Origin of the sequence: Variovorax sp. MSC1_012 (assembly GCF_023667525.1) — a bacterium.
GTDB classification, from domain to species: Bacteria; Pseudomonadota; Gammaproteobacteria; order Burkholderiales; family Burkholderiaceae_C; genus Variovorax; species Variovorax beijingensis_B.
The window spans coordinates 101,218-125,227 of sequence record NZ_JAMOZJ020000002.1 but is presented as its reverse complement, the minus strand read 5'-3'; the positions used below and the strand labels follow the sequence as shown (position 1 = coordinate 125,227).

20 protein-coding genes are annotated in these 24,010 nt (G+C 63.0%); 5 read left to right on the top strand and 15 right to left on the bottom strand.

Features of this window, described 5'->3' with window-relative positions; genetic code table 11:
- Positions 1 to 33: 33 nt before the first annotated feature.
- From L1081_RS26070 to L1081_RS26060, 3 genes are read right to left on the bottom strand one after another with little or no spacing between them, the layout of a single operon-like run.
- Positions 34 to 1,560, bottom strand: coding sequence for an efflux transporter outer membrane subunit (locus tag L1081_RS26070; RefSeq protein ID WP_489417532.1), 1,527 nt, complete (start codon positions 1,558 to 1,560; stop codon positions 34 to 36).
- Positions 1,557 to 4,763 carry a multidrug efflux RND transporter permease subunit gene (locus L1081_RS26065; RefSeq protein WP_489417531.1) on the bottom strand — a complete coding sequence of 1,069 codons (3,207 nt, stop codon included), beginning with the start codon at positions 4,761 to 4,763 and terminating at the stop codon, positions 1,557 to 1,559. Before L1081_RS26065 ends, L1081_RS26070 begins: the two co-directional genes overlap by 4 nt.
- The gene (locus tag L1081_RS26060) at positions 4,760 to 5,935 is read right to left on the bottom strand and encodes an efflux RND transporter periplasmic adaptor subunit (protein WP_489417530.1); all 1,176 of its coding nucleotides are present in this window, start codon (positions 5,933 to 5,935) and stop codon (positions 4,760 to 4,762) included. Before L1081_RS26060 ends, L1081_RS26065 begins: the two co-directional genes overlap by 4 nt.
- Positions 5,936 to 6,142: 207 nt before the next feature.
- Here L1081_RS26060 and L1081_RS26055 point away from each other — a divergent pair, with 207 nt between their 5' ends.
- From L1081_RS26055 to L1081_RS26045, 3 genes are all read left to right on the top strand, one after another.
- Positions 6,143 to 7,087 carry a LysR substrate-binding domain-containing protein gene (locus L1081_RS26055; RefSeq protein WP_489417529.1) on the top strand — a complete coding sequence of 315 codons (945 nt, stop codon included), beginning with the start codon at positions 6,143 to 6,145 and terminating at the stop codon, positions 7,085 to 7,087.
- 292 nt (positions 7,088 to 7,379) lie between these two features.
- Entirely contained in the window at positions 7,380 to 8,768 is a 1,389-nt protein-coding gene (gene gor, locus L1081_RS26050; protein ID WP_489417528.1) for a glutathione-disulfide reductase, read from the top strand.
- A gap of 65 nt (positions 8,769 to 8,833) precedes the next feature.
- Positions 8,834 to 9,742, top strand: a complete 909-nt coding sequence (locus L1081_RS26045; protein WP_018907319.1) for a LysR family transcriptional regulator — start codon at positions 8,834 to 8,836, stop codon at positions 9,740 to 9,742.
- A gap of 78 nt (positions 9,743 to 9,820) precedes the next feature.
- On the opposite strand, the gene L1081_RS26040 is transcribed toward L1081_RS26045, so the two are convergent.
- The 10 genes from L1081_RS26040 to L1081_RS25995 form a co-directional block, all read right to left on the bottom strand.
- Positions 9,821 to 10,165, bottom strand: a complete 345-nt coding sequence (locus tag L1081_RS26040; RefSeq protein ID WP_021004317.1) for a carboxymuconolactone decarboxylase family protein — start codon at positions 10,163 to 10,165, stop codon at positions 9,821 to 9,823.
- 117 nt (positions 10,166 to 10,282) lie between these two features.
- Complete coding sequence (locus L1081_RS26035; protein WP_489417527.1) at positions 10,283 to 11,374, bottom strand: oxidoreductase; 1,092 nt, start codon at positions 11,372 to 11,374, stop codon at positions 10,283 to 10,285.
- Positions 11,375 to 11,400: 26 nt separating this feature from the next.
- Entirely contained in the window at positions 11,401 to 12,015 is a 615-nt protein-coding gene (gstA, locus tag L1081_RS26030; protein WP_489417526.1) for a glutathione transferase GstA, read from the bottom strand.
- Between the two features lie 219 nt (positions 12,016 to 12,234).
- On the bottom strand, positions 12,235 to 13,110 hold the full coding sequence (yghU, locus tag L1081_RS26025; RefSeq protein ID WP_489417525.1) for a glutathione-dependent disulfide-bond oxidoreductase: 876 nt from the start codon (positions 13,108 to 13,110) through the stop codon (positions 12,235 to 12,237).
- Between the two features lie 1,041 nt (positions 13,111 to 14,151).
- Entirely contained in the window at positions 14,152 to 15,057 is a 906-nt protein-coding gene (locus L1081_RS26020; RefSeq protein WP_489417524.1) for a LysR substrate-binding domain-containing protein, read from the bottom strand.
- Positions 15,058 to 15,138: 81 nt separating this feature from the next.
- Entirely contained in the window at positions 15,139 to 16,599 is a 1,461-nt protein-coding gene (locus L1081_RS26015) for an efflux transporter outer membrane subunit (RefSeq protein WP_489417523.1), read from the bottom strand.
- Positions 16,596 to 17,579, bottom strand: a complete 984-nt coding sequence (locus L1081_RS26010) for an HlyD family secretion protein (RefSeq protein ID WP_489417522.1) — start codon at positions 17,577 to 17,579, stop codon at positions 16,596 to 16,598. The genes L1081_RS26015 and L1081_RS26010 overlap by 4 nt, the downstream gene beginning before the upstream one ends.
- A 20-nt stretch (positions 17,580 to 17,599) precedes the next feature.
- Positions 17,600 to 17,812 (bottom strand): DUF1656 domain-containing protein, encoded by a 213-nt coding sequence (locus L1081_RS26005; RefSeq protein WP_489417521.1) that lies wholly within the window; start codon positions 17,810 to 17,812, stop codon positions 17,600 to 17,602.
- Positions 17,809 to 19,827: an FUSC family protein gene (locus tag L1081_RS26000; RefSeq protein WP_489417520.1), complete on the bottom strand. Its 2,019-nt coding sequence runs from the start codon at positions 19,825 to 19,827 to the stop codon at positions 17,809 to 17,811. Before L1081_RS26000 ends, L1081_RS26005 begins: the two co-directional genes overlap by 4 nt.
- Complete coding sequence (locus L1081_RS25995) at positions 19,824 to 20,132, bottom strand: hypothetical protein (RefSeq protein ID WP_489417519.1); 309 nt, start codon at positions 20,130 to 20,132, stop codon at positions 19,824 to 19,826. Before L1081_RS25995 ends, L1081_RS26000 begins: the two co-directional genes overlap by 4 nt.
- Before the next feature lie 387 nt (positions 20,133 to 20,519).
- On the opposite strand from L1081_RS25995, the gene L1081_RS25990 reads away from it, so the two are divergent.
- Positions 20,520 to 21,257, top strand: a complete 738-nt coding sequence (locus L1081_RS25990) for a helix-turn-helix domain-containing protein (RefSeq protein WP_489417518.1) — start codon at positions 20,520 to 20,522, stop codon at positions 21,255 to 21,257.
- 56 nt (positions 21,258 to 21,313) lie between these two features.
- On the opposite strand, the gene L1081_RS25985 is transcribed toward L1081_RS25990, so the two are convergent.
- Both L1081_RS25985 and L1081_RS25980 read right to left on the bottom strand, forming a co-directional pair.
- Complete coding sequence (locus L1081_RS25985) at positions 21,314 to 22,093, bottom strand: SDR family oxidoreductase (protein WP_489417517.1); 780 nt, start codon at positions 22,091 to 22,093, stop codon at positions 21,314 to 21,316.
- A gap of 224 nt (positions 22,094 to 22,317) precedes the next feature.
- Positions 22,318 to 23,463 (bottom strand): PrpF domain-containing protein, encoded by a 1,146-nt coding sequence (locus tag L1081_RS25980; RefSeq protein WP_489417516.1) that lies wholly within the window; start codon positions 23,461 to 23,463, stop codon positions 22,318 to 22,320.
- 187 nt (positions 23,464 to 23,650) lie between these two features.
- Between L1081_RS25980 and L1081_RS25975 the strand changes: the two genes are divergently transcribed.
- Entirely contained in the window at positions 23,651 to 24,010 is a 360-nt protein-coding gene (locus L1081_RS25975; RefSeq protein ID WP_489417515.1) for an OB-fold domain-containing protein, read from the top strand.

The window sequence follows — 24,010 nt, the reverse complement described above, 5'->3', positions numbered from 1 at the left end:
GACCGCCTTGGCCGCTCCTCCAACACCGTCGGATCAGCCTTTGATGTCGGACCTCTCGGCCTTTGAGAGGTCCCAGCCACCGCCGAGCGCTTTGACCAGATCAACGGTCGCGCGCGCGCGCTCACCCTCGAACTGGATGCGTGACTGGCGACTGCGCAAGCGGGTGCGCTCGGCATCGACAACGACCAGGTAGTCGACGTCGCCTTCGTCGAATCTCGCTTTGGCTGATTGCGCAACGCCGGACGATGCGTCTTCTGCTCCCCGCTGTTGCACAATTCGCGCGTCAAGGGTTCTGATCGAGACCAGAGAGTCCTCCACCTCGCGGAAGGCCTGGAGCACCGTCTTGCGGTACTCGGCGACCCTCTCCTCGTAGACGCCGCGCACGCGGGCCACTTCGGCGCTTCGCCTTCCTCCATCGAAGATTGGCATGCTCAAGACCGTTCCCACCAGGGGACCCAGCAGGAACGTGCGTTGAGACCAATTGGCTAGGTTTCCCAGGTCCGCCGACTCATAGCCCAGGGACCCCGTCAGCGAAAGCGACGGAAAGAACGCCGCTTTCGCAACGCCGATGCGGGCGTTTTCCGCGGTCATGGCGCGCTCGGCGGCGGCAATGTCCGGCCTGCGCTCCAGCAACGTGGATGGCATTCCCGGCGGAAGCTGAACCGCAACGTTCTCCAGAGGCCGTACCTCGACGGAGAACGCCGCTGGCAGCTTGCCCAGCAAGATCGCTAAGGCATGTAATGCCAGCGCATGTTGCTGTTCCAGAGCCAGTTGCTCTGAGCGGGCCGAAAACAATTCTGTCTTCGCCTGATCGACGACGTAAGGGGCCGCGGCGCCGACATCGAGCTTTCGCTCCAGCAGCGACGTAGCGTCTTCTCTCAACTTCACGGTGTCCCGCAGAAGGCGAAGTTCGCCTTCCAACTGCCGCAGGCTGAAGTACGTCTTGGCGACGTCGGCTTGGACGAGCAGCAGCATCTGGTGCGCCAATGCCTGCTGCCGGGCCGCATCGGCACGTGCGGCGGCGACCCCCGATGAAACCCTGCCGAAGATGTCGGCTTCGTATGCAAAGGAGACCTGACCGCGCCACAGGGTTTGCGTGGATCCCGGTGCACCATCCCCGCGCCCCGCAGCTGTACCGCTGATGCGCTGTCGAGTGGGACCGAACCCTACCCCCACTTCAGGAAGCCGCGCCGACTCGCTTTGCGAGATCAATGCGCGTGCCTGCTTGAGCCTTGCCATCGCGATGGTCACGTCAGGATTGACTTTGATCGCCTCCTCTTCGAGCTGCACAAGCACGGGGTCGCCGAAGACTTCCCACCATGGAGAGGGCGCCTGCTGATCTGCGGGCTCGGCCGGTCGCCATCGACCTGGATCTTCAGACGCCTGCAATGCGAGCGGATGGCCCGCGCACTCCGCGAACTTCTCAGGAATGTCGATTCCGGGACGATTCTCGACGGGCGTGAGGGAGCAGGCGGACAGCAGGAACAGACCGGCCGCTATGGCAAGTGCGGTTCTAGACATTCGAGCCGCTCGCTGGACCGCTTGAGTTCGGTAGGTCATGCCTGAACCTCCGGCTGCTGAAGTTCAAGGTGATGGGGAGCGATCGCAGGCGCCTCGTGGTGCGCTGCGGATCGAAGTGGCCTTCCTCCGCTGAGGGCCCGAACGGCCACGTAGAAAACCGGCGTGAGGAAAAGACCGAAGAGCGTCACGCCGATCATTCCGAAGAACACCGAGATGCCCATCGCCTGGCGCATTTCTGCACCTGCGCCTGTCGAAAGAACGAGTGGGATCACGCCCATGATGAAGGCCAGCGACGTCATCAGGATGGGCCGCAGCCGCAAGCGGCAGGACTCGATCACGGCCTTCAACGTGGACATCCCCGCCATCTCGAGCTCGCGCGCGAACTCGACGATCAGGATGGCGTTCTTCGACGCCAGGCCGACAAGCACGATGAGTCCGATCTGGGTGAAGATGTTGTTGTCGCCCTTCGTGAGCCACACACCGAGCAGCGCGGAGAAGATGCTCATCGGAATGATGAGGATGATGGCCAGCGGCAACGTCAGGCTCTCGTACTGGGCCGCCAATACGAAGAACACCAAGAGAACGCAGAGTGGAAGAATCCAGACCGCGCTGTTGCCGGCAATGATCTGCTGGTAGGTCAGGTCGGTCCATTCGAACGTCATCCCTGGTGGCAAGGTTGCAGCCGCAATCCGCTGGATGGCCTCCATTGCTTGGTCCGACGAGTAGCCCGGCGCCGGGCTGCCGCCCACGTCGGCCGACGTGAAGCCGTTGTAGCGGCTGACCTGGTCGGGGCCGTACGTCTGGCTGACCTTGGCGAACGACGCGAGCGGAACCATCTGCCCGGACTCGGCGCGAACGTGCAGTTGCCCGATGTCTTCCGGCTTGGAGCGGAACTGGCCGTCGGCCTGCATGCGCACCTGGTACACGCGGCCCAGGAAGTTGAAGTCGTTCACGTAGTAGGAACCAAGGAACGACTGCATCGCACTGAAGGCCGCTGGCGTATCCACACCCAGCTGCTGTGCCTTCGCGCGGTCGATGTCCACCTTGAGCTGGGGCGCGTTCACGTTGTAAGTCGAGAAGAGCGGGCCGAGCTCAGGCGCTTCGGACGCCTTTTTGATGAAGGCTTGTGTCGCCTTGTAGAGCTCGTCGTAACCCAGGTCCGCCCGGTCCTCGATCTGCAGCTTGAAGCCGCCCAAGGTTCCGAGGCCGTAGACCGGCGGTGGTGGAAAGATCCCGGTGAAGGCGTGTCCGATGCTGCCGAACTCACGGCCCAGGTCGGCCGCGACCTGGTCGGCGCTGATCCCCTTTCGCTCCTTGAACGGCTTGAGCAAGACAAATGTCAGCGCCGTGCTCGAGCTCTTGGTCACCCCATTGATCGAAAGACCGCTGTAGCTCGATGTTCCGAGGACGGCAGGGTGCTTGAGCGCCATGGCATTCATCTTGTTCATGGTCGCCTCGGTGCGGTCCAGCGTCGAGCCCTCGGGCAGTTGCGCCAGGCTCACGAGGTACTCCTTGTCCTGTGCAGGAACGAACCCACCCGGGACATGATCGGTAAGCCACCAGGTTCCCCCCAGCAAGAGCGCGTACACGACGAGCAACGCCCCCTTGTGCCGCAACAGACGGCCGACGCCTCCTCCATATGCCTCTGAGGTGCGGTCGAAGGTGCGGTTGAAGCGCCTGAAGGAGCGGCCAAACACCTTCTGGGTTACCCGGGTCATCGCGTCTGGTGCATCGCCATGTCCCTTCAGCAGCAAGGCCGACAGCGCCGGCGACAGCGTCAGCGAATTCACCGCCGAGATGAGCGTGGAGATGGCGATGGTGACCGCGAACTGCTTGTAGAACTCTCCAGTCAAGCCGCTGAGGAACGCCAGTGGAAGAAAGACAGCAGAGAGCGTCAACGCGATGGCGATGATGGGCCCGCTCACCTCGCGCATGGCCTGGTAGGTCGCCTCTCGCGGGCTTAGCCCGCGCGCGATACTCCGCTCCACGTTCTCGACAACTACGATGGCGTCGTCGACCACGATGCCGATGGCCACCACAAGGCCGAAGAGTGACAGCGTGTTGATGGAGTACCCCGCCAGCAGCAGGAAAGTGAAAGTACCGACGATCGAGATGGGAACCGCAATGAGCGGAATGATGGAAGCGCGCCAGGTCTGTAGGAAGAGGAACACGACCAGCACCACGAGCGCCACCGACTCCAGCAGCGTTTCGATGACCGCGTCGATGCCGGACTGGACTGCACGGCTCGGTTCATAGACGATGCGATAGACCACGTCTTCGGGAAAGTCCTTCTCGAGCTCCTTCATGGCCTTGTGCACGTCGCGGGAGATCTGAAGCGAGTTCGCGCCAGGTGATTCCTGCACTGTCACGGCGACGGCGGGCGCGTTGTCCAGCGTGGCGCGGATGCCGTAGTCTTCGGCTCCGAGTTCCACGCGCGCCACGTCGCCCAGGCGCGTGATCGCTCCACGGGCATCGGACTTGATGACGATGGCCTTGAACTCCTCGGGCGATTTGAGCCGGCCATCGGCGTTGACGTTGAGTTGGAAGGCGGTGTCCGCGGAGGTGGGTGAACTTCCGATCGTTCCGACAGCGGCCTGGATGTTCTGGCGTCGAATGGCGCTGGCGACATCGTTCGCACTCAGTCCCCGCTCGGCCAAAGCGGCCGGATCCAGCCAGACACGCATCGCATAGCCGCCGGGCCCCCAGATCGCCACGTCGCCGACGCCCGTGATCCGGGCCAGACGATCCTTCACGTGAAGGATGGCGTAGTTGCTGATGTAGTTGTTGTCGTAGGTCCCCTTTGGCGACACCATGTGCACGGCGATGGTGATCATCGGCAGGTTCTTGACCGCGGTCACGCCCAGGCGCTGCACGTCCTCGGGCAGTCGCGCCTGGGCTTGGGAGACGCGGGTCTGCACCAGCTGCTGGGCCCTGTCCGGATCGGTTCCCAGCTTGAAGGTCACGGTCAGGTACAGGTGACCGTCACCGCTGGCCTTCGAGTCCATGTAGAGCATGTCCTCAACGCCGTTGACAGACTGCTCCAACGGTGCCGCGACGGTTTCCGCGATCGTCTTGGCGTTGGCGCCAGGGTATTGCGCGTGCACCACGACCGATGGCGGAATGACCTGCGGGTATTCAGACACCGGCATGTTGAACGATGCTACGAGCCCTGCAAGGAGAATCAGCGCAGACAGGACGCCAGCGAAGATCGGCCTGTCGATGAAGAATTTCGAGATGTTCACGACCTGCCTCCGTTGGTGGCGCCGGCGGAGGCCTCCGGGGCCTCTGCAGCGACTGCGGACACCGACGCACCGGGGGATGCGCGGAAAGCGCCATCCACAATGACCTTGGCACCCGGGGCGAGCCCGCTGCGCACGACCCGCTGCGTTCCTTGCAGCACGCCGAGGTCGACGACCCGGCGCTCGACCTTGTTCTGCGCATTGACGACGAGAACATATTTCCGGTCCTGGTCGGTGCTGACGACGGCCTCGTCCACCAACACGGCGTCGTAGGGGGCACCGCCTTGCAGACGGATGCGCGCCCGCAGACCGGGAAGCATCTCGGGATTCACCTTGTCGATGCGCGCACGAACCCGCACGGTTCCCGACCGGGTATCCATCTGGTTGTCGATCGCTTCGATGGACGCCGCGTAGGGAAAGTCGGTGTCGGTGGCCAAACCGACCTTGACTACAGGCTGCGTGCCCGCCCTCAGCGAAGGGGCGATGATCTGGAGGTAGCTCTGCTCGTCCACGTTGAAGGATGCGTAGAGCTTGCTGTCAGAGACGATTCTGGTGAGCGGCGTCGCTTCCCCGCCTGCCGTCACCACATTGCCCGCGGTGACTTCCGCCCGGGAGATCCGTCCCGCAATAGGCGCGCGCACCTGGGTGTAGCTGAGCTGCAGTTGAGCTTGCGCGAGAGCGGCCTGCGCTCCCTTCAGTGACGCGGCAGCCTCGCGCGCCGCATTGTCGAGCGTGTCGAACTCCTTGCGCGCGATCGAATTCGACTCCAGCAGCCTCTGTCCGCGGGCGCGCTCCGTGTCTGCCAGCCGTTGCCGTGCTTCGGCACCTGCCAGGGTGGCCTGCGCCTGGCGCACCTGGGTCTCGAAGGGTGCTGGGTCGATGACGAAAAGAACGTCCCCCTGGCGAACATGCTGGCCCGGCTTGAAGTGCACCGCGAGCAGCGAGCCCGGTACCTTGGCGCGAACGTCGACGAGGTCCACGGCTTCGAGCCGCCCCGTGTAGTCCTGCGCATCGGACACCGAGCGCTGCAAGGCTGGCCGGTACTTGACGATGGGGAGTGCGGCGGCGGCTTGAGCATGCGCTTCGGAACCGTGTTTCCAAAACATGCTGCCAGCAACGACCACCGCAACGGCAGTCGTGACGATCGCCAGGTGCTGTTTCTTGAGGGTTTTCATGCGACGTGCTCTACAAAATTGAACGGTTTGCAGTCTGTGCGTGTGGCGCATGAAGATCGAGCCCGGAACCTGGGTTACTTTGTTGCCGCCGTTGGAACAATCACTTGTCGTCGCCACCTACCAATGGGATAAAAATGGAATTTCTCGCGGTGCAAGCCACACCTAGTTCCGTACCGTGCAATAGTGGCCCTACAAGGAGAGAAGCCCGTGGACCGCCTCCAGTCGATGCAGATCTTCGCCCGCGTGGTCGAAATGCACAGCTTCACTCGAGCTGCGGACAGCCTGTTCCTGCCCAAATCCCGGGTCACGCGAGCCGTGAAGGACTTGGAGAAGTTCTTGGGCGTGCGACTTTTGCAGCGGACCACGCGCCACATCAGCCTGACACCGGAAGGCACGCTGTACTTCGAGCAATGCAGGCGTTTGCTTGCGGACTTAGAAGGCGTCGAGTCCAGCTTCCCAGGACGAGCTGGGCAGCCTCGAGGCTGCCTGCGGGTCGATATGACGCTCTCGCTCGCGCGCTTGGTCGTCCTGCCTTGCATCAAGGACTTTCAGTCTCGCTTTCCGAAGGTCGAACTCACGCTGACGGCGTCTGACCGCACTGTGGAGCTCGTGCAGGAGGGTATCGATTGCGTCATTCGAGCGGGGACGCCCGAGGACTCCACCACACTCGTAGCAAAGCGCATCGGCTCGTTCGAATGGGTGACCTGCGCCTCGCCGGAATACCTGGCCCGTCACGGCACGCCAAAATCGCTGGAGGATCTGGCGAACCACGAGGCGGTTGGCTACCTGTCCAGCCGCACCGCGCGCACCCTGGATTGGAATTTCGAGGTGAATGGCGAGCACCGCAGCGTCAGGATGCGAGAACGTCTCATCGTCAACGATACGGATGCCTACGTGACATGCGGCCTCGAAGGCCTTGGGCTCATCCGTGCCGGGAGCTACATGGTGCGGCCCTACCTTCTGAGCGGCCGCCTTCGGCAGGTGCTTGCCGACTACGCGTCGCCGACTGTGCCGCTTTCGGTCCTATACCCCCAGAATCGTCAGTTGTCCCCGACCGTGCGAGCGTTCGCAGACTGGGTTGCAGAAGTCGTGCGCAGGGAGGAAGCCGGATGGCGGGTCGACTCCTACGAGTCCGCACGATGGCAAGCTTAGACCCAGGATACCCTGACGCTCGGTTTCATATGTCATGCGGCTGGTTGTGCACGCCGTTGTTCAGTCGCCTGAACATTCAATTCGTCGCCGGGGTCTTTATCGAGTGCTGGAACATGCTCAGAATTCGCGCTCAAGGTCGTGGGTGCGACGACGCTGTGTCGCTTGACGCTCAAAGCCACTTGGCGGGGAAAGGACGCGGCGAAGCCCATGGGTCGATCACCAGACCGCCACGAAATTCGACGAGAGGGCGCTTTGCGCGCCTTCGCGCGTCAGTCAAAAAAAGGAATCTTTCATGGCCGCGTATGACTACGATCTGTTCGTGATCGGAGGTGGCTCGGGCGGCGTGAGGGCCGGGCGTGTTGCTGCCGCGCTGGGCAAACGTGTCGCGATCGCGGAAGAGCACCGGTTCGGCGGCACCTGCGTCATTCGGGGCTGCGTTCCCAAGAAGCTTTTCGTGTACGCCTCCCAGTATCGCGAGCACTTCGAGGATGCTGCAGGGTACGGATGGAAAGTCAGCGAGACCACGTTCGACTGGGACACCTTGCTTGCCGCCAAGGACAAGGAAATCCTAAGACTCGAAGGCTTGTACCGGCGTGGGCTCGAGAGCAACGGCGCCCGGATCATCGACGACCGCGCCGAGTTGGTCGACGCGCACACCGTGCGCCTGGTGCAGACCGGCCAGACCGTCACCGCCGACAGGATTGTCATTGCCACAGGCGGCACGCCGAACCCCCATGCAGCGCTCCCTGGCCATGAGCTGTGCATCTCGTCCAACGAAGCTTTCGATCTTCCGCAGCTGCCGCGCTCGATACTGATTGCCGGCGGCGGCTACATCGCGGTCGAGTTCGCCAACGTGTTCCACGGCCTTGGTGTGGCTGTAACGCTCATCTACCGCGGCAAGGAGATCTTGTCGCGTTTCGATCACGACCTGCGCCAGGGCTTGCACAAAGCCATGGTCGACAAGGGCATCCGCATCGTTCTCACCGACGTCATGGAGAAGGTGGAACAGAAGGTTGACGGCAGTTTGTTGGTCAGAACGATGTGCGGCGAGTCGATCTCGGTCGACACCGTCATGCTGGCGCTCGGCCGCGAGCCGAACACGCAAGGGTTGGGCCTGGAAGCTGCCGGTGTGAAGGTGGATGGGCTTGGCGCGATCGTCGTGGACGATTACTCCCGCACAAATGTGCCCAACATATTTGCGCTGGGAGACGTCACCCACCGGGTGCAGCTGACACCCGTCGCCATCCATGAAGCCATGTGCTTCATCGAGGCCGAGTACAAGAACAATCCGACCTCGCCCGATCACGACCTGATTCCCACGGCCGTTTTTTCGCAGCCGGAGATCGGCACGGTGGGCCTGTCGGAAGAAGAGGCCGCCAAGAAGTATCCCGAGATCGCGGTCTATCGCGCCGAGTTCCGTCCGATGAAGGCGACGCTCTCGGGCCGCACGGAAAGGATGCTCATGAAGCTCATCGTCGACGCCGCAAGCCGCAAGGTGGTCGGCGCCCACGTCCTCGGTCACGAGGCCGGCGAGATGGTGCAGTTGCTCGGCATCTCCCTGAAGGCAGGGGCCACGAAGGATGACTTCGATCGGACCATGGCTGTCCACCCCACTGCAACCGAGGAACTCGTGACCATGTACCAGCCGAGCTACCGCGTCAGGGGCGGCGTGCGCGTTTGAACCTTGATGGCTCGAGTGCGCCTTGCGGCGCGGACCGCTTTCACCCGATTCGCTCAGGACCACGGATGAACAAATTTTTGGCGATGGAAGTGTTTGTCCAGGTCGTGGACACCGGCGGATTCACCCGCGCGGCCGAGAACATGAAACTTCCCAAAGCGACGGTGTCAACCTTGATCCAGTCGCTGGAAGGTTCGCTGTCGGTCAAGCTTCTGAACCGGACCACACGGCATGTCAGCGTCACCGCTGAAGGCGCCGCCTTCTACGAACGCTGCATGCGCATTCTGTCGGAGGTGCGCGAAGCCGAGGACTGCGTGTCTCAAACAAGGGGCAGCCCCGCGGGAAGGCTGCGTATCGACGCCCCCACCGGCCTGGCCAGCGAGGTGATCATTCCCGCGCTTCCCGACTTCGTCGAGCGGTATCCGGACATCCGGCTCGAACTGGGTTGCAGCGACCGGCAGGTGGACCTGGTCGAGGAAGGGGTAGATTGCGCGATTCGCGGAGGCCGTCGCCTGACCGATTCCAGCCTGATCGCGCGCCGCGTCGGCACGATGCACTACACCACTTGTGCATCGCCGGCCTACCTCAAACGCCATGGCCGGCCCATGCATCCCAACGATCTGGTACACCACAGCTGCGTCAATTATTTCTCCGCACGTTCGGGCAAGATGTTCGATTGGTACTTTAAGAAGGACGGCGAGAAGATCCAGGTCGCCTTGTCCAGTCACATCGCATTGAGCGACAGCTATGCGTACACGGCTGCAGGCCTGGCCGGGTTGGGTATCGTGCAGATGGCAGACTTCCTGATGGCGCCTATGCTCAAAGACGGGCGGCTCGTATCCGTCCTGGACGACTGGACCAACGAACCACTGCCGATCCACGTGGTGTATCCGCAGAACCGCCACCTTTCGGCCAAGGTGCGTGTGTTCGTCGAGTGGGTAGCGCAATTGTTCCTGAACCACGCCACCATGCGCTGACGAAGGGCTGCCACCCGCCGGCACAGGCAAGATACTTGCGGCCACCGGGACGAGGCCAAAGGCGCTTCCTGCAGCGGCTTACTTGCCGGGCAGTTGCTGATACGTTTCGACCACGCGGGCCGAATACGTGAGCGCCGCTCCGGCGTTCATCGCAATGGCCACGCCCAGTGCCTCGGAAACTTCCTCGAGCGAGGCGCCAGCCTCCGCGGCCTTCTTGGTATGCACGGCGATGCAGCCATCGCAACGCGTGGTGACGGCGACGGCGAGGGAGATTAGTTCGTGGATCTTGGGCTCCAGATGGCCAGTTTTTGCGGCGGCGTTGTCCAGGGCCGCCATCCCGCGCATCACGTCGGGACTTTGCTTGGCGAAATCGCCCACGCGCTCCAGCAGAGACGTCCGGTAGCCGTTCCAATCTTGCATCATGATTCTTGTTCCTTTTCTAAGGTTGTGGGTGCCGGCGCCAACCTGGCGTCCGGCGGGAATGGAAGAAATTTCGCTGTCCCAACTCACTGCGGGATGGCGCGGGTAGCGGCCAGCCGCTCAATCAAAGGCTTTGCTGCACATCAGCGTCTCGTAGTCGGTGTAGCCCTCAGCTCCCTGGCTGTAGTAGGTCGCCATCTCGTCCTTGGTCAACGGTGCGCCGTGGCGCAGGCGCCAGACCAGGTCAGGGTTGGCCAGGAAGGGACGCCCGAAGCTGATCGCATCGGCCAAGCCGCTGTCGAGGTCGGCCTTGGCGCGCGCCACGTCGTAGTCGCTGTTGAGCACCAGGGCGCCCTTGAAATGCCTGCGAATCTGAGGCGACAGTCTGGGGACGTCGGTTGCGCCAAATGTCCCGTCCGGGCCAGGCTCTCGCAACTCCAGGAAGGCGATACCGATAGCGTTTAGCATCTCCGCCGCGGCGGTGAACAGCGGCGCCGGATTGCTGTCGTCCACGCCGTAGCTTTCGCCATTGGGCGACAGGCGGACGGCAGTGCGATTGGCGCCCACCTCGTCTGCAACGGCCTGCGTGACCAAGCGCAGCAACCGCACCCGGTTGTCGATGCTGCCGCCGTATTCGTCGGTCCGGGCGTTGGTTCCGTCCCGCAGGAATTGATCGAGCAACTGGCCATTGGCGGCGTGGATCTGAACGCCGTCGAAGCCCGCGGCCATGGCGTTGCTTGCGGCGCTGACATAGTCGGAGATCAGGCTTGGGATCTCCTCGGTCGCCAGCGGTCTTGCGATTTCGAATGGCATCTTGCCTTCATAGGTGTGCGCATCTCCCGGCATGGCCGTGGCACTCGCCGATACAGGCTGACGGCCCGTCACGGCTGAGTGGGCCATGCGGCCCATGTGCCAAAGCTGCGCAAAGATGAGCCCGCCTTTGTCATGCACTGCCTGCGTGACGGGCGTCCAGGCCTTGACCTGCTCGGAGGACCACAGTCCCGGTGCATAGGGCCAGCCAACGGCCTGGCGCGAAATGCCAGTGGCCTCTCCGATGATCAACCCGGCCGTGGCGCGCTGCGCGTAGTAGTCGGCCATGATCGGCGTCGGCACATGGTCGCGGGTGGCGCGCGCCCGGGTCAGGGGCGCCATGAAGGTGCGATTGGACGCGTTGAGCGCGCCCAGCGCGATGGGATCAAAAAGTGTCGGCATGAAGGTTCCTCGGGAGGGCTTGGATTTCAGTCGTTCGCCAGCAGGCCTTCGGCTTGCAAAGCCGCGCGCACACTTGCCCGTTGCTCCATGCGTGCCATGAACTTCTGGATGGAGGCATAGCCGGTGACGTCGATCCTTACCCGCGACGGCCATGACAGGACGTTGTAGAGATACGCATCGGCGACCGAGAATTGCGCGCCCAGGACGTAGTCGTTCCGGGACAGGTGCTCGTCGATGTATTCGAACTTGCTGGTCAGGTTGCCATCCGCAAATCTTTTCTTCGTTACTTCATCGAGGAATGGCGAAAACATCACGGCCATGCCCTTGTGCAGATCGCTTGCCACGAAATTGAGCCACTCCAGCGCCGTGTAGCGCTCGCGGGTTCCGAAGGGTGGCAGGAGTTTGGCGGCCGGGTTCTTGTCTGCGATCCACTGCAGAATGACCGCCCCCTCGGTGAGCAGGTCGCCGTCGTCCATCTTCAGCACAGGGATGAAGCCCTTGGGCGATACCTTCAGGTAGTCGCCTTCGACCGTCGTCTTGGTTTTGAAGTCGACCTTGATCAGGTCGTACGCCTGTCCGGCCTCTCGCAGTGCGATTTGCGAAGCAAGCCCGCAAGAGCCAGGGGAGTAATACAGTTTCATAAAAAAAGCCTTGATGGTTGGAAAGCGCCGCTGGGTATGGCGGTCTGCTGGACTGGAAAATTGCCTAGATGCTTGGGGGCGCCGCGGGGATGTCCATGCGGCAGCTCCAAGGGCGAAGGCATCGCCCTGGGAGACACGGTTGAATCTTTGAGAGCCCGGACCAGGGCGCGCGACGCGTGCGGGTGGCGTGGTCGTGCAGCCTGGGGCTGGGAGCGCTGACTATTCGCCTTGCTGTATTGACTCGAAGTCCTTGGCGTCGTGGCGTTCGCGAAGGAAGGTGCCCGGCTCTCCGGCTACGCGGTTGACGACCCTGCCGCGCGCAACTGCGGGGCGAGTTGCTATCGCCCTGTACCAGCGCAGCAGATGCGTGTATTCCTCGACGGCCAGGAACTCGTGCGTGTTGTAGACGCCATAGAGGCTGCCTGGATACCACGGCCAGACCGCCATGTCCGCGATCGTGTACTGATCGCCAGCGAGGAACTCGTGCGTGGCCAGATGCGTGTCCAGCACATGCAGCTGCCGTTTGGTCTCCATCGCGTACCGGTCGATTGCATACTCGATCTTTAGCGGTGCATAGGCGTAGAAGTGGCCCAGTCCTCCGCCGACAAAGGGGGCCGAGCCCGTCTGCCACATCAACCAGTTGAACGTCTCCGTCCGCGCCCGACCTTCGGTCGGTAGGAATGCACCGAATCGTTCTGCAAGATGAACGAGGATGGAGCCGCTCTCGAAAACGCGCGTGACTGGATCCGTGGAGTGATCAACGAGCGCCGGGATCTTGCCATTGGGATTGATGCCCACGAAGCCGCTTCCGAATTGATCGCCCTTGAAGATATCGATCAGCCACGCGTCGTATTCGGCGCCCGGATGCCCGGCCGCCAGAAGCTCCTCCAGCATGATTGTGATCTTCTGTCCGTTCGGGGTGCCCTGCGAGTACAGCTGCAGAGGATGCTTGCCGACTGGCAACCCCTTCTCGAACCTGGCGCCGGAAACCTGGCGGTTGATGCTACCGAACGTACCGCCATAGTTGTTCTTCGGGCTCCAGACTTTGGCTGGAACATAGTCGGCAGGTTGATTTGGAACTTTGGAATCGGTCATCGGTTGCTCCGTGTGAGACAGGAATTCGGAATTAGGCGATCCGAGGCGGAGAATTCAATGGGTGAGCATCTAGTGACTTTGCATACCTTGATCGGTGCGTTACTCAGAAGGGTCGCAGTCACTCTCGAGTTACGTTGTCGGCACTGCCGGGTCGGCCAATCACGAGCGCAGCAGGGCTGAAATTGAGATCTCCTCAATTCAAGCCTTTTAAATACCCACCAATGGACGTTTAGCAGATTGACTGACTTCGGATCGCATGCAAAAAATTTTACAGAGACGGTTAAATTGATAAACCAGTTGAAGCCGAATTCACCGTTCATCCGGCGGAACAGTGCTAATGGCTATGCGGCAGGCTTTCGATCTCGGTGCGCTGGTCTTGACTTCGTAGGGTGCCCTCCGTAGGTGCATAAGCATTCGCAGAACGCGCGGCGACCGCCTCAAGAGAAGCAGGATTTCGCAAAATGTGGGCGCCTTTGGCATCTCGAAGCTCGAGCGCCGAGCCGGGACTTGCGTCTGGCGAGCCTGCTTCGCGCCACTGCAGGCTGCGCCGCCATCGCGTTGCACGAATGCGAGATCTACTTGCTCTTCGAGGTATCCCGGTACCGAGACGCTCAAGCCAATGGTCGTGGCCGGATCCGTCGGACGGCCAGGATAGGGAGTTCGCGATTACAGGTTGAGTTCTCTAGTCGTCGTATGCTGTTGGCTAGGACACGATTGATGAAATCATCGCTGGGTCTTTATGACGAGAGTGCGTGTTGCCGTCTGCGCGGCGGGCGGTGTTCCCCATTGGGCGGCTCACGCGCCAGGGCCAACGGTTTTTAACCAACCAACGGTAATAGGGTGTTCTCGTGACTTTCGTTATCGCAAGCTGAGATGTGAGACTGCACCAACTAGCGATAAGGGGGTATTTACGTGCCTGTGGTTATCGACGGTTGGGTCGCGGCGTTGGGCTTCGCGGCAGCGTATGCGCCGTGCATAGACACAAACGTGGCTTTGTGATGCTTTCACGAGATTTGCGATCGACGAACTCGCCTGGCGCTGCTAGGTCGGATGGTCGGGTACGCCGCCTCCCATGCGCGTTTCAAGCAATTTCAGTAGTGCACGCAGGGCTGCGCTGTTGTGCCGGCGCTGGGTGTACGCTGCGTAGAGCCAGATGTCACGGGGCATGAATTCCTTGAGCACTTGGATCAGGCTGCCGCGTTCTGTGTGCGGCTGAGCTAGCAACGCCGGCACACACACCGCGCCGATGCCGGCCAGTGCCACGGCGATGAGAGTGCTTGAGTCGTTTGCATCCATGCGTCCGTAGATCGGGAGGTTGTATGGCTCGCCATCAACTTCGAACGGAATGTGCGGGGCGCCCGCCGATAGCGAATAGGTGAGCACGTCGTGCCATCGCATGTCGTCGGGCATTTGAGGGATGCCGCGCCTGGCCCAGTAACTGGGCGTGGCGCAGAGGGTGAGTTCCACTCGTTGGAGGCGACGCACGATCAGGTTTTCGTCGCCGATGCGCCCGAACCTCAGGGCAATGTTGACACCCTCCTCCACGAGATCGACCACGCGATTGCCGATCTGTAGGTCGATATGGACATCTGGGTAGAGAGTCAGGAACTCGCTCAATAGGCTCGGGAAGCCGGTTTGCACGAGCCCATGAAGCCCCGCGACGCGCAGACGACCGTTTGGGCGTGAACCATGCGCCTGCAATTCGCTCTGCGTCGACTCGACCATCTCCATCAGCGGCGCGCTGCGAAGCTGGAGCAGCCTTCCAGCATCGGTCAATGTCACCGACCGCGTTGAGCGGTTCATGAGTCGTACGTTGAAGCGCGCCTCAAGCGTCGCGACATGTTTGCTCGCGCTCGCCTTGGAGATTCCCAGCTTGCCCGCTGCGCGCGAGAAGCTGCCGACGTTGGCGACCTCCAAAAAGGTCTTCAAAAGATTAAGCCCGTCCATCAAGCATCCCGCTCCGCTCGGACTTACGCAGTGGAATTTCCGTTCGCCCCATATTTCGCTTAAGAAACGCTCGGGCGTGCGCTAATGCACGGCATTCACGAGGAGCTCATCGGCTTCCCAGCCCCCGCCCAGCGCCATGAACACGGCGACTTGATCTTCTGCCAACAGGGCGTCGGATATCGCCAGAGCGGCTTCGCTGGCTGCCAGGGTGCGTTCCGCATCCAATGCTTCAAACTGAGCGGTCTTGCCGTTGACATAGAGGGTGCGTGCCTGCCGGGCGACGATGGCGCTTTGATCTCGCGCGGCCGAGAGCGCGGCATGACGTTCCAGCTCGTGGGCGTAGACATCGAGCGCCGTTTCCACCTCGCGCAGTGCCGTCAGTACGGTCCCGTCGAAGCGGGCAGCCGCAACCCGGGTGGCCGCCTCGGCCTGCGCGATGCGAGCGCGGGCAACGCCGGTGGTGGGTAGCGTCCAATTGATCAACGGGCCCAGGCTGTAGCTGAGCGTCTCCCGGTTTCCAAATCTTGCCAAGAAGCCCGCCGAGCTGGCCGAGAGGCCCAGCGACACTTTCGGGTAGAGGTCGGCTGTTGCTACGCCGATGCGGGCGGTGGCGACGGCCAAGCTGCGTTCCGCTTGGCGGACGTCTGGCCGCCGGCGCAAGAGCGCCGCGCCGTCTCCTACCGGAAGCAGTCCCGCCAAGCGCGGCGGCTGCTCGCACGTGGCCACTGCCGCAGGGAAGTCGCGAGGTGCTGCGCCGGTCAGTGTTGCCAACCGGTACAACGCGCCTTGGCGCTGGGCCCGAAGCGGCGGCAGCGCAGCACGTAGTTGTTCCAACTGGCCTCGCGCACGTGCAATGTCGATTTCCCCCACCTTGCCCGCTTGTTGAAGCCGCTCGGAGAGCCGGATCGCCTCTTCCTGCAGACGAACTGACTCCTGCGCTGCGCGCAAGCGATAGCCGCTTGAACATGCTTGTGCATAGGCATGTGCCACGCCGCCGGCCACGCGCACACGTACAAGATCCAACGCCGCCTGGGCAGCGCCGGTACCGGCTTCGGCTGCTTCGATGGCGCGGCGCAGTTGACCGAACAGGTCCAGTTGATACGACAGGGAAACACCCGCGCTGTATGTGCCGCGGCTGGGCGGTTCGTCGTCGCGCTGCATGAGGCTCAAGCCCGACACGTGTCCGAAGCCGGGCCCCCCGCTGGCTGTCAGCGTCGGCCTCTCATTTCCGTGCACCTCGGCCGCCAGCGCCTGGTCGCGTTCCAGGTTGGCCACGGCCTGCCGCAGCTCGGTGTTGTGTTCCAGCGCCTTAGTGACCAACGCGTCCAGTTGTCGGTCGTCATAGAGCCTCCACCAGTGCGGCGGCAGAGTCGTGTCCGCCGCATCGCCACCGGCAGATCGGAAGGTGCCCGCGGAGGCGGACTGCGTGAAAGACAGGGGGACGGGGGGCACGTAGTCCGGCCCCACGGGTGGGTGGGCACAACCGGTGAGCAGTGCGCTTGCCGCCGCGGCGGCGGCCAGGAGTCGGGACATGGCGTTCATCTGCGGTTTTCCGAAGTCCAGGCCGTGGTAGTCGTGCTCCGAGCAGTCTGGAGGATTTCAACGGTGACCGTCTGGCCTGCCACCAAACGCGCGCCTGAGGACGTCTGATCGAGCTTCACGCGCACGGGCACGCGCTGCGCAAGCCGCACCCAGTTGAACGTCGGGTTGACGCTGGGAAGCAGGTCGGCGCTGGTGCTGCGGTCACGGTCAGCGATCCCGGCGGCGATGCTTTCGACGGTGCCCTCGAGCGCAGGGCCACCCATGGGCGTGACTCGCACGCGGTCGCCCTGATGAATCCGAGCCAACTTGTTTTCCTCGAAATAGCCTTCGACATAGATGGAACCCGCGTCAACCAACGCCATCACGGGGTGACCGGCGCTCGCATAGGCGCCCTGGCGCAGGTCGAGATTGGTTACGAGCCCAGCGGTGGGTGCGCGCACCTGGGTGCGTTCCAGGTTCAACGTCGAGGTATTCAACGCGACCTGCGCCTGCCGCAACGCCGCTTCGGCCGCTTGAAGTGCGCCTTTGGCCTGGTCCACCTTCAGGCGCGACTGCTCGCGAGCTTCCAGCGAGATCAAATCGCCGAGGTCGGAATTGCGCTGGCTCTCGCGCTGCGCCTGTGCGAGCGTGATGCGCTGGTTGCTGATCGCGATGCGCTGCGTCTCGACGGCGGCCTGGGCCTGCTCTCGCGCCAGCTCGAAGCGGGCCTTGTCCACCGAGAACAGCAAGGCGCCAGCGGCAACGGACTGGTTGTCGTGCACCGCCACATTCGCGACCATGCCGGACACGTCAGGCGCGACTTGCACGACATTGGCCCGCACGCGTCCGTTGCGTGTCCACGGGGCGAGTTCATAGTGATCCCATAGGCGCCATCCCGCCCAGGCGGCTGCAGCCACCATCAGCACGGTGACCAACAGACGAACGACGGGACGGGCAAGACGGGAAGTTGAGATGGGCAAGGGGAGGGCGTGAGGTTTCATGGGTTGAAGCGGTCCGGATATCAGGACGAGGTGGCGGTTGCCCCGGTGAGACAAGCCAAGGCACTGAGCACCAGGACGTACAGCGCAAGGTCAAACAGGGCGGGGTGCCAGATCCATCGGTAAGCACCAACGGTGGCCAGCAGGCGGCGCATTGCCCAGGCACACGGCAGCGCGCCGGCTGCCAGCAGCAAAAGCCAGGGCAACTGCATGCCCCAAAAGTTGACTTCGATCATGGTTGGAGCGCGGCGGGAGCGGCTGGAAAGAGGTTGCGTCGAAGGCCCACGAGTGCCGCGACGGCAGGCCGCTCGGTGTCCGCGACCAGGGCATCGAGCAACAGCCAATCGATATGCGGCAGCAGCGGCGCATGACGCGGTGGTGCTCCTGCCACCTGGGCGCGGAAGATGAGGGCCAATTCCCTGAAGAGGCGGTTGACGGGTTCTCCCGGAAGGCGCCCGCGATGCCGCTGCAGCGCAGCGATGTCTGCCCCCATGCGCAGTTCGCGAAGCGCGCGGCGTGCTGCGATCTGGACCTCCTCGGGACCGTCAGGAGCGACGCGTGGCGCCAACAGCGCGATCCTGTCGAGCATGCGTGAGGCAAAGGCGTCTCGGGCGGATGCGTCCTGCGGATCGGCGGCCAGATCGGCGAGATCGTGCCACGTCGCGCGGCGTATGCGCCTGACCGTCCAGTCGCGCCCCACGCTGCGCATGAGCGCGGTGACGCGGGCCGCGATCACCGCACCCACGAACAAGGCCAGATTGGAACCGATGAAGCTCACCCAATCGGCGGTGGCCGTGTCTTGAAGGGCGAGCGTTCCGGCGACGCCGAAGAACATGCCAAGGGCCGACAGGGAACTGGCCGGTCGTGCCATGTAGCACCCGACCACCAAAAACACAGGCGCGATGCACAGCACCAGCATGCCGAAGTCATGTGCCAGCGGCATGACCCCCAGGACATAGAAAGCCGACACGGGCAACGACCACAACAGCGCCGTGATGAACTTGTGCATGGCAGGCACCGGATCGTCCAGGGTGGCGAAGAAGCTGCAAAACACGGCAGCGCCCATGGCCATGGCCGATCCGAAGGGCCAGCCCGTCGCAATCCACAGCGCGCACGAGAGGCAGGTGCCCAACACCGCAGTGATCGCCGACCGCAGCGCAAGCCCTCTGTCCAGGTGAAGCACCTTGCGACCCAGAGCCGCGGTGCGCCGCAACGCCACCGGGTTCCCGGCAATGCCAGCGTCGATATCGTTGCGCAACGTGGTGCAGGCATCCCAGTGCGCGACCAGGTCCTCCAGGCGGGTTGCCAGATCGATCCGCAGCGCGCGGATCCAGGGCGAAGCGGCCGGACCGTGTGCGATGGCGCGAAAGGCGGCGCGCGCTTCATCCACTCCCGCGTTCGTCGCGCTCGGCGCCAGCCAGCCCGAATGCTGCGCGAAGGTCGAGCCGATGTCATCCGGCACACCGCCTGTGGCGGTGCGCAGCGCTTGCAGGCAATCCTCCACCGCCGACAGCACCGGGGTGAGGGCGGCCAGACGGTCTTGCAGGGCGTCGATGGCGCCCCCGGTCCAGCGCAGATTGGTGTCAAAGGGCACATGCGTGGACAGCAGACGCAGTTGCGTGATGTCCAGGGCCAGCCGCTGGCGGTCCGCCGCCATTCGAGCATCCTTGGCTTCGATCGGTGTCTCGCGCAGCAGGTCGGTGAGCCATTGCCGCGCATCGCCAAGTGCGCGATCCATCACGCCAAGCAGGGACGGGGCCAGGCCGGCAGGAAGCGCGATGCTGTGGACCACGCTGGCACACAGGATGCCCAGCCCGATTTCAGTGACCCGTGCGACGGCCGTGTCGAACATCGCCGCGGGCGCTTCGACCAGAGGGAAGCCGATCAATGCGGCCGAGTAACCAGCCAGCATGAAGACGTAAGAACGCGCGCTGCGGTCCAGCAGCGACACATAGAGGCACAGTCCCACCCACAACGCCAAGGTCAGCGACAGGAGCTCCGGGGACCCGGACAGCGAAGGGACGAGCACCACGGTCGCTGCGCACCCCAGCAAGGTGCCCGCAAAGCGGTAGAGCGCCTTGGAGCGCACATGGCTGGCCAGAGGGTGGGCCACGATGTAGGCGGTCATCATGGCCCAGAAGGGCCGGGGCAGTCCGAAGCGGCTCGACAGGTAAAGCGCAAGCATGGCGGCGACGAAGCTCTTGAGAGAAAAGAGCAACTCCTGCCGAGAGAAACGCGGCAGCGCGATCACGCGGCGCCCCGAGAAGTCGCACGCGCACGCTTGCATGCGAAACGCGAGCGAGAGCGCAAACCGCAGACGGTGATGCTGGCAAAATCGCGAAGCCATTGGTGAGCGGGGCCGGCCAGCTGTGCCAGTTCCCGCGCCGGAATCGTTGGGCGCCGCAGCGTGCCGAAGCGCAGCGAGATAGATTCCGAGAGTGCGTCGCTGGCGGTGGTGCATGTCCGACGAATTGCGCCCATCAGTAGCGGGCCGATGAGAAGAATGAGCAGTGGCGGGGTCGAAACCGGCGCATTCTTATTGCGAATCATTTTCATGCGACGATGCTAGTGACCGGCACACGCGCCGAGAATTGCAAAGTTGGACGAATGACTTCTCTTTTCGGTCATCGCTGAGAAGGCGTGTCCTGGCAATGATGAGGAGCCTGCATCGACGCGGATGTCGTTCGACTCGGAGTGAGGCCTGAAGTGAGCCTTGCCCGTCATCACGTCCGACGGACAGGCGCTGCAGCGTGGCGGCGGTGCCTTCGGATCAGCAACTGGAAGAGTGGTCCACCTGCGCCCCTTGGTCGATCTCAACCGCCTCGAACAGAGCCATTCCAATGCACGAACAAGCCCGGTGGCGGGAGCAACACTAACTTTCTCAACATGCGAAGCGCAGAATTCGGTGAGCCAGGTCTGGACTACGAACCGTTAGTACCTGTGATGGCACTGCGCGTCGATGTGGCGGCGCGTGAGCGAGAGATCCCTGTGCACGAGCACCGGTCCGGCCAGCTCGTGATCGCACTGCGCGGTGCCGTCTCCTGCGAGGTGCCCGGTGCCCTATGGATGGTCCCACCCCAGGCGGGCGTGTGGATTCCCGGCGGTACGCCGCACAGCAACCGAGGAACGGCGAACGCGCAGATCTTCTACCTCTTCGTCGAACCTGGCGCTGCCCCCTTGCCGGATCGTTGCTGCACCTTGCGCATCAGCCCGATGCTCAGCGAGATGATTCAGTACCTCGCAGGATTGCCGCCCTTGTACGAAGCCGGCGGGTCGACCGATCGACTGGCGCAGGTGCTGCTCGACCAGCTGTGCGCGATGCCCACGGAAGAGATGTTCCTGCCGATGCCCGAGGACGCAAGGCTCAGAAAGATCTCAACGGCGATGATGCGCGATCCCTCCGATCGCAGGACCCAGACGAACTGGGCAAGCGAACTGGGCATGAGCGATCGAACGTTGAATCGACTGTGCACCTCGCTGACGGGCCTGAGTTTTGGCCGCTGGCGGCGCCAGCTGCAGATGATCGTGGCGCTTCGCGAGCTGTCCGGTGGCGCGACCGTCCAGCAAGTCGCCTATGACCTGGGCTATGAGTCGCCCTCTGCCTTCAACACGATGTTCAAGAAGGCTTTTGGAAAGCCGCCCGCCACCTACATCAACGACCGCTTTCGGGTCGGTGGATGATGCGCAATTTTATGTCAGCGCGTCGCCGCACACCGGCGGTCATCCCATCGACGCACTCACCTGTAGGCTCGGGCGTGGGTCACCCCACCGTCCACCACCAGGGTAGCGCCCATCACGTAGTCACCTGCACGCGACGCCAGGAAGATCGCCGTGCCTGCGATGTCCTCTGAAGTGCCGATGCGTCTGGCGGGGATGTGCTCGGACAGTTCGTCGCCGCGGTCGCGCGCGTTGCGGTTCATCTCGGAGGGAAACGCGCCAGGTGCAATGGCGCTGACCGCGATGTTGTCTTGCGCCAGGCGCAGTGCCATGCGCCGGGTCAGGTGGATCAAGCCCGCCTTGCTGGCGACGTAGGAGTAATTCTCCTGAGGGTTGAGCCCGATGCCATCCGTGGAGGCGATGTTGATGATCTTCCCCACACGCTCCTTGGCCGCGGCACGCAGCGGCTCGGACAGCGCCTTCGTCAGGAAGAAGGGTGTCTTCATGTTGAGATCGACCACCTTGTCCCAGCCGCTTTCGGGGAAAGCATCGAAGTCTTCTCCCCAGGCGGCACCGGCGTTGTTGACCAGGATGTCCAAGGTGGTCTCATGCCGCGCGTAGGCAGCGGCCAGGGCCTGGCAGCCGTCGATGGTGGAGACGTCGTAGGGCAGCGAGACGCAGTGTCCGTGCTTCGACAGTTCCGAAGCCGCCAGATCGCATGCCGCGGCCTTGCGCGCGCTGATGTAGACGCGTGCGCCTTGCGCCAGAAATCCCTCGGCGATCATGCGGCCAATGCCTCGAGAGCCACCGGTGATGAGTGCGGTGCGGCCTTGCAGAGAAAAAAGATCGCGCGTCAGCATTGCGATGCCTCGACCGTGGTGTTCTTGCCCATGTGAAATATCTCCTGTTTGATTTTTGACCGTCGATGACGTACGGGCCTTGATGAGAACGACACGGGAGCTCCGGTAAAACGCAGGCGGCCCGTGCTCCCCGGGCTGGCCCACCGGGGCGGTCCCAAAGGTTCGTGACCGCAAGCTCTGTGTACCGCTGTCTGCGGAACTGCTGCATCGGCAGTCCGGCGAGATCAGTCCACTTCGAGAAGGGCTCGTCTCACGTAGGCAGTGCCATCCAACAGCCGCCGAGCGGTTCGGGTGAAGTGCACTTCTCGGACCGTCCACTCGTCGTCGGCAGTGCGATCCACGTTCGCAAAAATTCCGATCACACCACTCGGATGGCCGATGCGGATGCGCGTCGGGCCGGCATGACTGCCTCGCGCCTCAGCCGGAGTCGTCCCTGCGATCTGTGCTGCCACGGAAAGGCAGACCGAGCCCCCGCCTGGAAAAGCCTTGTGCATCGCGCCGCCATTGAGAACCATGCGCGCAACGAAGTCGATCTCCGACGACTTGACGATTCGATCGCCGCCGATGGTTCGGTAGTCCTGCGCTTCGCCGATGAGGATCTGGTAAGGCGTGAGGGTTCCTGACGCTGGCAGGTTGCAACGATCGGCGGCCCAGCGCCTGACCTCCTCGGCCATCTCATAGATGTCGGAGTCGAGCTGACCGGGAAGCTCCGTGCCGGTGACGCCCAGATCCGCTGCTCGGATGAACACACATGCCGTGCCCACATCGACGATCGACACGGGTATCTCGCGACCGAGTTTGGAGACGTAGACCGAATCACGTGCCTGCCCGGTGGGCAGCAACCTGCCCGTGGTGGCGCCGCTGGTGCCTGAGTAATCCAATGCGACCTCGGCGCCCTTGGCAGGCACCCCATCCACTTCGGTGTCGCCTTCCACACGGGGCTCGCCGTGCGCACATTGCACCACCATGCGCAGAATCTTGCCGGTGTTGGTGTTGTGCACGCGGACCGTGGTGGCGGGCTCCTGCACGGGAATCAAGCGCTCCTGCAGCGCGTAGACACCGGTGGCCGACGAGATGTTGCCGCAGACGATCTCGAAGCTCACGCTGGGCTGGTCGATCCCGATCTGCACAAAGGTGTAGTCAATGTCTGCGCCAGGCCGTGACGGGGGTCCGATGATTGCGCATTTGCTTGTGAGGATGTCGGCGCCTCCAAGCCCGTCGATCTGGCGCACATCGGGGCTCCCGAACAGCGCCAGCAGGAATCGCTGCAGCGCTTGCGGATCGGATGGCACGTCACGCTGCGCGAGAAAAACAGCCTTGCTTGTGCCGCCTCGCATCAAGGTGACCGGAACGCGTATTTGTTCTTTCATTCATTCAGTATGCGCGTGCACATGGCGCCCGTCCTTGCAGTTTGGTTGCTCTCGATTTAGCAGAACTACACGGTTGACACTCTTTAGGAAGGCTAAAGAGTGACCAGCAGAAATCCAATGACCGGGCGGCCCCGGGTCAGCACACTTCCTGTTGCCGTGGCCATCGCCACCGGAACAGGAGACACCTTTGAAGATCATCAAGCGTACGGATTCCCACATCCGTGACACCCCCGGCGGCATGGTGCTTGTGGCCACACAGGCAGGCGGGCAGCCTCTCCAGTTTCCGCCGATCGAGTTCGTCCACAACGACCAGCCGATCGAGGAAATCGAGATCGGGCCAACCGGATCCCTCTACAGCTTCACTGTGGTCCATCCCGGCAAGGACAAGCTTGCCTATGGCCTGGCGATGGTCGACTTCGAGTCGGGGGTTCGCGCCTTCGGTCGGCTCTTGTTCGATGGAAGCCCGCCTGCGATCGAAAGCCGCGTGCGGGTGGTGTCATTCGCGTTGCCGGACGGCACACCCGACTACGCCTTCCAGGAGCAATGA

Coding starts and splice junctions, on each gene's coding strand:
- L1081_RS26010 (WP_489417522.1), bottom strand. CDS start 17,579: ATGAAACCTCACGCCCTCCCCTTGCCCATCTCAACTTCCCGTCTTGCC.
- yghU (WP_489417525.1), bottom strand. CDS start 13,110: ATGACCGATTCCAAAGTTCCAAATCAACCTGCCGACTATGTTCCAGCC.
- L1081_RS26040 (WP_021004317.1), bottom strand. CDS start 10,165: ATGATGCAAGATTGGAACGGCTACCGGACGTCTCTGCTGGAGCGCGTG.
- L1081_RS25995 (WP_489417519.1), bottom strand. CDS start 20,132: ATGAAAATGATTCGCAATAAGAATGCGCCGGTTTCGACCCCGCCACTG.
- gstA (WP_489417526.1), bottom strand. CDS start 12,015: ATGAAACTGTATTACTCCCCTGGCTCTTGCGGGCTTGCTTCGCAAATC.
- L1081_RS26070 (WP_489417532.1), bottom strand. CDS start 1,560: ATGACCTACCGAACTCAAGCGGTCCAGCGAGCGGCTCGAATGTCTAGA.
- L1081_RS26045 (WP_018907319.1), top strand. CDS start 8,834: ATGAACAAATTTTTGGCGATGGAAGTGTTTGTCCAGGTCGTGGACACC.
- L1081_RS26015 (WP_489417523.1), bottom strand. CDS start 16,599: ATGAACGCCATGTCCCGACTCCTGGCCGCCGCCGCGGCGGCAAGCGCA.
- L1081_RS26060 (WP_489417530.1), bottom strand. CDS start 5,935: ATGAAAACCCTCAAGAAACAGCACCTGGCGATCGTCACGACTGCCGTT.
- L1081_RS25980 (WP_489417516.1), bottom strand. CDS start 23,463: ATGAAAGAACAAATACGCGTTCCGGTCACCTTGATGCGAGGCGGCACA.
- L1081_RS26005 (WP_489417521.1), bottom strand. CDS start 17,812: ATGATCGAAGTCAACTTTTGGGGCATGCAGTTGCCCTGGCTTTTGCTG.
- L1081_RS26020 (WP_489417524.1), bottom strand. CDS start 15,057: ATGGACGGGCTTAATCTTTTGAAGACCTTTTTGGAGGTCGCCAACGTC.
- L1081_RS25985 (WP_489417517.1), bottom strand. CDS start 22,093: ATGCTGACGCGCGATCTTTTTTCTCTGCAAGGCCGCACCGCACTCATC.
- gor (WP_489417528.1), top strand. CDS start 7,380: ATGGCCGCGTATGACTACGATCTGTTCGTGATCGGAGGTGGCTCGGGC.
- L1081_RS25990 (WP_489417518.1), top strand. CDS start 20,520: ATGGCACTGCGCGTCGATGTGGCGGCGCGTGAGCGAGAGATCCCTGTG.
- L1081_RS26035 (WP_489417527.1), bottom strand. CDS start 11,374: ATGCCGACACTTTTTGATCCCATCGCGCTGGGCGCGCTCAACGCGTCC.